The sequence below is a fragment of the uncultured Gimesia sp. genome, assembly GCF_937919775.1.
GTDB lineage: Bacteria > Planctomycetota > Planctomycetia > Planctomycetales > Planctomycetaceae > Gimesia.
On record NZ_CALFPF010000809.1, the window covers coordinates 1 to 3,925 of the forward strand.

A 3,925-nucleotide genomic window follows, 5' to 3' on the forward strand; every position below is an offset into this window, starting at 1 on the left:
ATATCGGCAATTCGTGTGCCAATATAAACATCTATACAAAAGATGAAAGAAAAGCCTGTTCACGGGAAACCATAAAAGACAGAAGCCTTTTAACAGATATGACTTAGCGACCAACGATCCACAGAGTTCAGAATAGGTGATAATGACGCCTCTACAGATCGGACTGCAGTAAAATACCTCAGGCTGTTGAAATTTGAAACAACGTTGTTGTGCACTTGTGCTTTTTCAGCAGGCACTTACCCTCTCTCTGGATGGGGCCCCGTTAAAAAAACTAAGCCCGCCATGCAAGTTTGCATAGCGGGCCAGGATTCGCGGGAATCCACAAAGTTCTTTATATTATTGGTCTCATTCTGATATTCAGCGAACGCGTGCCTGGAAGGTAACTGTGCCCCCCTGATGTCCTTCGACCGCTTCATCGACCTCAAAGGTCAGAATCAAACTGCCTTCCTGATTATCTTCCACGACCAGGCGTCCTTTACGATCCGAGGTGGCACTATCCTGAACGTATTCTAATCTTGGAGTTAAGTTGTCGACGATCTTGATACCCTCAACATCGAAATCACCGATGTTTTCGTATTTGATGGTGAAGGTAATCACATCGCCGGGCTCTGCGTTTTTCTTATCCGCCAGTTTGACGAGACGCAGATTGCCCTCTGTTTTTCGTTTGTCTTCTACACCGATATACTCTTCAGGTTTGACAGCCCGTTTAGACTCATGAGCCGACCGCTCCCGAATCGCGATGACCGGAAATTGAGTACGAGACCAGATGGCAGCAGCTTGGATCTGATAGGCTATCCGTGCTTCATCCGACTGTTGAAACTGTCCGGTGGTCTCTGTTCCCGTATCCTGGAAGAGATTGCTGAGTTTGGTATGACCGCTGATGTAAGCAGACTGATCCACCGCGCCCTGCTGCCGCTCGGTTTCGACGCCACTCGCCCGCGATCGCATCCGAATATCTTCCAGTTGCTCGCGCTGTTTGTGTTGTGTAATGACCGTGCGCGCTTCCAGCCCGACACCATGTATTGTGTCTTCGGTCGTGGCCAGAGAATCAATGGATGTACCCGATAAAGGTGAACTGGCCGAGCGAATCGCGGCAAACCGTGGTGCGTAAACGGCAACCCGATTTGATTTTTTCACTTCGTGATTCCCTTTATGGGTCTGATATTCCACAACGGTGTCTTCCGTATCCAGTCCCAGACGATTGTAATCATCGTAGTGAACCGGTTTATCACGATCTCCTCCATCGAAGAGATATTCATCGGGATACATTTCAACAACCGCTGGATCACTGCCGGCAGGTAATACGTAATCCCTCTCAACGGCAGGAGAAAACTCGCAGTAAGGCGGCAACGGTGGACACGCATTCGGTGCGGGCTGGTAATAGGCAACCTGTTGAACCGGCGACTCGGGCGCTGCATGCTGGGCTGGTGCCGTAAGACGGACTGCGCCAACTTTCGTATCGAAATCGGCTTTTGTATCGAAGTCGGCATGTTGTACTGCCGGTGCCTGTTCTGCTTCCTGCTTCGGAATCTGCTTATCCCAGGGCAGGGAAACTGTGATCGGCGATAAACTGGAACACCCACTGCTGACGCAGAGCAGCATCATCGCGACCGCAGAGCAGATACGCTGCATTTGCGATGCTCCTCTACGAGTTCGGTACGACAATTTTACCACGGGTTTTTCCTCAATCAGCATAGAATCAGTTTTTAGTAGGTTGATTGTTTAATTCAACAACAGGAGCCCCGCTTCCGAAAAAGGACGGGTCCTCGCCTTGAGTTGACGGGAGACGCCCTCCCATTCGCAAGATCAACATCGGTCGCCCCAGCAAATCGGCTTCGGCGATCAGATTTTTCTGAGCGGTGATCGAAATGGTGGGCTGTTTTTCGAATTTGGTAGCGGCTGCGGTCTGCGGCCGTTCAAGATACACGACTTTGGTCACCAGTCTTCCCGAAAGCGCCAGCTCGATATCTTCCTGTGTAAAACTGACGGGAATCGGATAGGCTTCTGTTAAACCGGCGGGGGGATGCAGACGGTCAATTAATTCAATGGTCGGATAAAGTTCCACTCCCGGAAATTCTGGCATACCGCTGATTTTGACGCGGTAAACATAACCGACCGCAAAACCGATGGGAGCAGGAGAGGTTTTCTGAATCGTCTGCTCAGGTCCGCCGGCGAAGAACGTGACGGATCCCGTTGATGGCAGGGAAAATTGCATTGGTTGAATATAACCAGCTTGAACCTGTCCGGACAACGCCGCCCATTGACCGGTCACTCCCGGAGGCGTGCGCTGATTCAGCGGATGATAGAATTGATTTCCGGCGTTGTATTTCCGGCCTCCCATCACATCCTGCGACCAGGCCGAAGGCAACTCAATGGCAAAAGCGATCATGGCCATTAACAGCATCGTTAATAATCGTGATCGGTTTTGTCGTTTTAAAATTGTCATGACTAAGAAATTCTACAATCAAATGTCCGGAAGGATGACAGAAGATAATTTAGCCGATTGGTAATTCTGAAATGCGAAGAAGGGAATGACATCAAAAAAAGACAAGGGGCGACACTTCCTGCAGAGTATACAGGAAGTGCCGCGTGGGTCCTGAGTCTTTTAATACCCTGGTCCGGGTGCCATGGTTCTTGGATAAGAAACCTGACCTGGAGAATGAACCGGGTGGGTTTCCGAGTATTGGACATACTTAACAGGTTTGGGCAGACTTGGTGCCGGATTCTGTTTGACATCCACCAGGAAGTGATCCACTGGTTTGGGTAAATTGGTTTTCGATACGTTTCGAATGGTATGAGACTTCAAGCTGGCCGGTCCACCTAAAGGAATGTGAGGAGGGCCGGGAAGTCCGATTGGTGTGCCTGTCATGGGCATACCCCAGGCAGGCGTTGGTCCCATGCCGGCAATCGGATTGTAAGCCGGTTGTCCGGGTGCTCCCATGCCACCCATCATTGTGGGAACAGGGACACCGGAAGCGACTCCAATCATATCTCCGGGGATGGGCATCGGAGGCATGTGGGCTCCCGCATCGCCATCGTAAGAGACTTGGGAAACCGCTTCGTTTCCACCTTCGCCCGAGGGCATTTCCAGATCCATGTTACCCATTCGCAGGACAGCCATAATCGTACCGCGACGATCTGCTTCTGCGACGGGATCAACACCGGGATCCAGACGGGTTGAAACCAGAGTTTCCACACCGGCAATCGCCAGTTCCTGGAATTTTTCATCTGGCAGATAAATCACTTTGGTGACAAAGTTGTTGCTTTCTACCTGATCCAGATCTTCCGGAGTGATTTCCAGAGGAATACTGTTATGAGAGAGATAAGCGTCTGTTGTAGGATGTGATGGATACACCTGCAACGAAGGATACAGAGCCGGAATCGCCCGTCCCGGAATGTGAGACAGTTTTAACCGGTAGGTTGCCCCCTGGTTAAAATTGTAACGTCCGGGAGCAGTGATCTGGTTTTCGGCATAGCCTTCAGGAACCTGCCAGCCAACCTTCATGCCTGCCGGCCCTACAAAACGGATTTGTGATGTGCGAGCGGCGTAAGCGCCCATCTGGGGTGGTGCCAGCATCTGCAAAACGCCTGGTCCAGGCCCGTCTACCATTGGCCCCGGTCGCTGCATCATTGCAGCCGGTGGAGCATGATATTCACCCTTGTCAATAATCTGTTGTCCGTCGGCTGCACAGCCGACGCAAACAACTACCAATGTGCCTAAAGCCAGGAAGTAGTACTTCATCATGACCCCTTGTTCGAATACCCCACGACGAATAATGCGACTGTTAAGTGAAGAACCGTCCATCGCAAACTAAGACGTCGATCCCAGGGAATTTGGAACGGCCGACGTTCGGTTCAAAAAAGACTCAGTTTTCAGGTCGACCCCAAGCACGAAATATCGTTAAAATGCAGTGAGACCCATATT

3 protein-coding genes are annotated in these 3,925 nt (G+C 50.9%); all 3 read right to left on the reverse strand.

Going from position 1 to position 3,925, the window contains the following annotated elements; translation table 11 throughout:
- Positions 1 to 357: 357 nt before the first annotated feature.
- The gene (locus Q0294_RS23115; protein ID WP_299470208.1) at positions 358 to 1,632 is read right to left on the reverse strand and encodes a hypothetical protein; all 1,275 of its coding nucleotides are present in this window, start codon (positions 1,630 to 1,632) and stop codon (positions 358 to 360) included.
- A gap of 67 nt (positions 1,633 to 1,699) precedes the next feature.
- Positions 1,700 to 2,446 (reverse strand): hypothetical protein, encoded by a 747-nt coding sequence (locus tag Q0294_RS23120; RefSeq protein ID WP_299470210.1) that lies wholly within the window; start codon positions 2,444 to 2,446, stop codon positions 1,700 to 1,702.
- Positions 2,447 to 2,605: 159 nt separating this feature from the next.
- Positions 2,606 to 3,742, reverse strand: coding sequence for a hypothetical protein (locus tag Q0294_RS23125; RefSeq protein WP_299470212.1), 1,137 nt, complete (start codon positions 3,740 to 3,742; stop codon positions 2,606 to 2,608).
- Positions 3,743 to 3,925 lie beyond the last annotated feature (183 nt).